Source organism: Alloacidobacterium sp., assembly GCF_035631355.1.
Taxonomy (GTDB): domain Bacteria; phylum Acidobacteriota; class Terriglobia; order Terriglobales; family Acidobacteriaceae; genus Alloacidobacterium.
Genome location: NZ_DASQIX010000042.1, coordinates 1 through 5,403, shown reverse-complemented (window position 1 = coordinate 5,403; position 5,403 = coordinate 1). Strand labels below are relative to the sequence as shown.

The following is a 5,403-nucleotide window of genomic DNA, read 5'->3' as shown; positions in this document are numbered from 1 at the left end:
AGGTCCCATCCAGGCAGATTCGCCGCCGGGGCCGAACCAGCGATTGTTACCGGCTAACACCTCCGTGCCGCCACCTTCCATCATTGGCTTGCCTTCTTTGTCCATATATGGCCCGGTGATGGTTTTTGAGCGCCCGACCATAGTTCGATAGGTGCTTTTTGTCCCACGGCAGCAAAGGTCCCAGGAAACGAAGAGATAGTAAAAGCCTCCGCGATGGACGACGAATGGCGCTTCAACCGCTTCCCAGTCGGGCGGCAGGCCAGGCTTTGCCGGCGCAGCGTCTGTGGGCTTGCTGCGGGTGGCCAGCGAATAGAGGCGCGTGTCTTCTTTAGAGAGCAGGCCGGTCTTTTCGTCGAGGTGGCGCATTTTGATGCCGCTCCAGAAGCTGCCGAAGGCGAGCCACGCGTGTCCCTGCGCGTCCAGAATGAAATTGGGGTCGATGGCATTGAAGTCGTCGGTGGCAATGGAGCGAAGCACGAGGCCGTGGTCGATCCATTTGTAGTCCGGGCTGGCGCGGTCGAGAGTCTTATTGGTGGCGAGCGCGATGCCTGAAGTGTTCTTTCCGAATAGGGAATAGGCGTAGTAGAGACGATACTCGCCGTTTTCGTAGGAGATGTCCGGCGCCCAGAGATCGACGGTTCCGGGGCTGTCCTTGTGGATCCAATCGGGAATCTGATCGAAGACGTGTCCACAGAGTTTCCAGTCGGTCAGGTTGTCGGAGCAACGTATCTGGAACTGGCCGCCGTCGGGTGTTTTGCCGGTGGCGAAGACATACCAGGTCTTGCCTTCCTTCATAATGGAGGGATCGTGCGCGCCCCAGTAATCGCCTGTGAGATTGAGTGCCACGGGCTGCTGCGCCTCGCAGAGAGAAGTAACCAGCAAGAGGGAAGCGGCAAGGGTGATTTTCATGCTATTCCAAGGGTTCGCCATTAAAAGGTCTCAACAGGAAACCGTTTTCCTGCGAACGCAAGGTTAGCATATGCGGCGCTGTCCGTTGATTTGGCAAGGGAGTCTGCCAGATAGTCTATTCTGCCTTTGAGTGATCGTTCATCAGGCTGAAGCCGTCGTTCTCCGCACGTGGCCCATTCATGAGGCCGACCTGATTGTTTCGCTCTTCACTCGCGACCAGGGCAAGATCAAGGGCGTGGCGAAAGCCGCCAGCAAAAGCCGCCGCCGCTTTGGGGGCGCGCTGGAGCCGATGACGCATGTGCTGGCCAACTACACAGAGAAACCGCGCCAGGACCTGGTGCGGTTCGACTCATTCGAGATTGTGTCATCTCCCCTTTCAAATAGTGTCGATTACACGCGCGCGGCTGCGCTGGCGTTTTACGCAGAGGTGCTGGAAGAGATTCTGCCAGACCGCGATCCTCAGGACGCCGTGTTTCGGTTGATGCTGGCGGTTCTCGACCACACGACAACTAACAACATCTGGATGCCGGTGACTTACTTCGGACTTTGGATCACGCGGCTGATGGGGTGGATGCCGGATGTGCTGCACTGCACCGTCGGCGGCGAAGCGTTTGCTGGCCGTCCTGCATACTGGCATGCTCATGCGGATGGGCTGGTCTGCATTGAGCACAAGCGGCTGGCCAGCTCAACACTGACGCCTGAATCGTTGGCGCTTGCAGTGCGCATCTTTCGGCAGCCTATTGCGGTATTTGCCGGCGAGGAATGGCCGCGCTCGCGTGCGGCTGATCTGCGACGGTTTGCGATTCAGGGGCTGGAGCGGCATCTGGAGCGGAAGCTGACGACGTCGGTGGCGCTGGCGAAGCTGGGCGGTTGACCACCGTAGTCGTGATACTTCGCACGGCACATCTAAGCGCCGACAAGGATTGGTGCCGTTTCTCTAATCGAATTCCATTTAAAATCAAGAGAACCATCATTTCTGTTCGACAGAGAGACCTGCGCTTGGCATCAGCCTCCGTTCTTACTAAGAAAGAACCACTTACTTTTCAGCAATTGCTGTTCCGCCTGCAGAGCTTCTGGGCGGAACGCGGGTGCGTTTTGCAGCAGCCTTACGACGTGGAAGTCGGCGCGGGAACGATGTCGCCGGACACGTTTTTGCGAGTGCTGGGGCCGAAGCCGATCAATATCGCTTACGCGCAGCCATCGCGGCGGCCAGCAGACGGCCGCTATGGCGAGAACCCGAACCGGCTGTATAAGCACACGCAGTTTCAGGTGATTCTAAAGCCGCCACCGGCGGACGTTCAGGATGTGTATCTCGAATCGCTGGCAGCCATCGGGATCGACCTGAACGAGCACGACATCAAGTTCGAGGAAGACAACTGGGAGTCGCCGACGCTGGGGGCTTGGGGCATTGGCTGGCAGGTGATGCTCGACGGCCTGGAAATAACGCAGTTCACCTACTTTCAACAGTGCGGCGGCATCGATCTCGATCCGATCTCTGGTGAGATTACCTATGGTCTTGAGCGTATTGCCGCGTTTCTGCAAGACGTGGATTCGATCTATAACATCGTGTGGGCGCGCGATCCGGTTTCCGGAGGAGCGGTGACATACGGTGAAGTGCGCTTCCAGGAAGAGCTGCAATTCTCGGTTTATAACTTTGAGGCAGCTGAGGTTGAGAAGTTGTGGGAGCACCTGCGGATGTATGAGGCCGAATGCCAGGCGCTGCTTGCGAGTTTCCAGGACCTGAAGAAGCTGAAGTCCGGACAGAAGGCGCATGACCGGCTTGTGCATGACGATTCTCCTGCATCGCCAGAACGGGATGTTGAAGCGGAGCTGAAGCGCTTTCCGGTATTGAGTGCTTACGATCTGTGCCTGAAGTGCTCGCATCTGTTTAATCTGCTCGATGCTCGGGGCGCAATCTCCGTTACCGAACGCGTGGGCGTAATCGCGCGGATTCGCAATCTTGCGGTTGGAGTGGCCAAGGCCTATGCCGCGCAGCAGGGTGTCGAAGCGCACTGATCCCGGTGTAACCAGCAAACCGCAGGTCCCTCGGCTACGCGCTATCACGCTTCGCTCGGGATGACAGAATAGAAGACTAAGACAATGCCAGATTTCCTCCTTGAAGTTGGACTTGAAGAGATCCCCGCGCGCATGGTCGCGGCGGCTCAGGCCGAACTTGCGCGGCGCGTGGAAGAGTTGCTGACGCATGAGCGATTGCTGAGTGGTTGTGCCGTGAGCAGCTATTCGACGCCGCGTCGTTTGGCTGTGCTGGTGCGCGGTGTGCTTGCTTCGCAGGCGGATGCAGAAGAGCAACTCACCGGGCCTTCGTGGGCAGTGGCGTTCAAGAATGGCGAGCCGACTCCGGCGGCACAAGCCTTTGCCAAGAAGGCTGGTGTTGAAGTTAGCGCACTCCAGAAGGTTACGACTGCGAAGGGCGAGTATGTTTCGGCGACGGTGACGCGCAAGGGGCGTTCGGCTACCGATGTGCTGACGGAGCAGTTGCCAAAGGAACTTGCGAGCCTTTACTGGCCTAAGAATATGTACTGGCGCGCCGGCAAACCGGAGCGGTTTGTTCGCCCGGTAAAGTGGCTGCTGGCGATTCTTGATCACGCGATTGTCCCGGTCGAGTTTGCCGGGGTTCATGTGGGCAATCTGAGCTACGGTCATCGCATTTTGCATGGCGATCATGTAGTGACCATCAACAAGCCTACTGAGTATGCTGCGGAGCTGGAGTCGGCCAAGGTGCTGGTGGATGTCGAGGCGCGGCGGCATCGGATTCGCAAGGCGCTGGATGCCGCGACGCGCACGGTTCCAGGCGCTCGGTGGCGCGAGGACGAGGCGCTGGTCGATATCGTGACTCATCTCACCGAATGGCCTTCTGTCCTGCTGGGCACCTTTGAGGCCGAGTATCTTTCACTGCCGGAAGAAGTGCTGGTCACGGTGATGCGCGATCACCAGAAGTACTTTGCTGTTGAGGATGCGTCGGGCAAGCTGGCTCCGCATTTTCTCGCCGTGCTGAACACCGAGGCGGACGAGCAGGGAATTGCTGTCATCCGGCATGGCAATGAGCGAGTGCTGCGTTCTCGTTTCAGCGACGCGCGGTTCTTCTGGGACTTCGATCAGAAGATTCCGCTGGTTGATCGGGTTGAGATGCTCAGGTCCGTGACCTTCCAGAAGGATTTGGGCAGTTACTACGTTAAGACTCAGGCGAATCTGCGTATTACGGAACAGCTTACTGGTCTGGTTGAACAACGCGGAGTTGCGCTTTACAAGGCTGCATTGCTGACTGCAACGCGGCTCGCCAAGACTGACCTCACTGCTGAGTTGGTGAAAGAGTTTACTGAACTCCAGGGTATTGTTGGCGGTTTATACGCTCGCGCTCAGGGACTTGGCGAAACGGTTGCCCAGGCAATCTATTCGCAGTACATGCCTGCTTCGACAGATGACGCGATTCCGTTGACAATTGAGGGGCAGATTCTCGGCCTTGCGGATCGCTTTCAGACGATTGCCGCAATGTTTGCCATTGGCCTTGAGCCTACTGGATCGAAAGATCCATTTGCGCTGCGCCGCGCTGCAAATGGCGTGGTGAAGATTCTGGCTGAGTCGGAACTTCCGCTGGCTTTGAGCGAGATAGTAACGACCGCAATCAATCAAATAGATCAGGCTGCAAAAGCAGAGACAAAGCTTTCTTCGCTTGCGACGTTCTTCCGAGAACGGGTTGAGTTTTACCTACGCGATGTGCGCGGATTCAGCTATGACGTGGTCAATGCTGTGCTCTCTGCTGGCTTCGATGATGTTCGCGATGCAATTGCTCGCGCAGAAGCTCTGACCGCAGTCCGTAGCTCGGAGGATTTCGCCGCAATATCGGCTGCCTTCAAACGCATGAAGAACATAGTGACCCAAGCTTCTGAAAAGGGCCTCTTGCGCCATGGGATACCTGACAAACTCGTTGACACGGAAAATCTGACCGATGCAGCCGAATCAGCTCTGTATCAGCATGCAGAAAAACTTGCTCTAGCAGTCGAAACCTTGCGTTCGGAGCGCAAATACCGCCAAGCCCTGGAACAGATCGCCACGCTGCGTCCACATGTCGATCTGTTCTTCGACAAGGTCATGGTGATGGTGGATGATCCTGCGGTGCGGCAGAATCGCCTTGCCCTGATTGCTCTGGTGCTGGCGGGGTTTTCGTCGATTGCCGATTTTTCAGAGATTGTGACGGGGTAAAGCTCAGCCTGCGGCAGCAAGGTACGCTCTTCGAGCCGATTGTTATTCCCCGCGCTAAAGCGCGGGGCTTTTACCACCGAGATGTTTCGCATCTCTTCTTGCTTTTTGGATCCAGCCGATAGATACATCCGTTGATCCCAGGCACCCATGTCTTCAATAGTTGCCTGGATTGTGGGCAATACGGCGCTCTCGGCTTGTACAGCCTGGGCCTTTTCACGGGCTTCTTTTTCTGCTTTTTCTCGTTTCATGGCTTCGACCTCGGCGATCAGGATT

4 protein-coding genes are annotated in these 5,403 nt (G+C 56.9%); 3 read left to right on the top strand and 1 reads right to left on the bottom strand.

The features are described from left to right. Nucleotides 1-909, bottom strand: a 909-nt coding sequence (locus VEV40_RS07495) for an arabinan endo-1,5-alpha-L-arabinosidase (RefSeq protein WP_324831277.1), incomplete at its 3' end; no start/stop codon positions are given. 130 nt (nt 910-1,039) lie between these two features. Between VEV40_RS07495 and recO the strand changes: the two genes are divergently transcribed. From recO to glyS, 3 genes are all read left to right on the top strand, one after another. Further along, nucleotides 1,040-1,783 (top strand): DNA repair protein RecO, encoded by a 744-nt coding sequence (gene recO / locus VEV40_RS07490; RefSeq protein WP_324831275.1) that lies wholly within the window; start codon nt 1,040-1,042, stop codon nt 1,781-1,783. 125 nt (nt 1,784-1,908) lie between these two features. Then, nucleotides 1,909-2,925 (top strand): glycine--tRNA ligase subunit alpha, encoded by a 1,017-nt coding sequence (locus VEV40_RS07485; RefSeq protein ID WP_324831273.1) that lies wholly within the window; start codon nt 1,909-1,911, stop codon nt 2,923-2,925. Between the two features lie 84 nt (nt 2,926-3,009). Continuing rightward, nucleotides 3,010-5,130 carry a glycine--tRNA ligase subunit beta gene (gene glyS, locus VEV40_RS07480; RefSeq protein ID WP_324831272.1) on the top strand — a complete coding sequence of 707 codons (2,121 nt, stop codon included), beginning with the start codon at nt 3,010-3,012 and terminating at the stop codon, nt 5,128-5,130. The last annotated feature ends 273 nt before the right edge of the window (nt 5,131-5,403 follow it).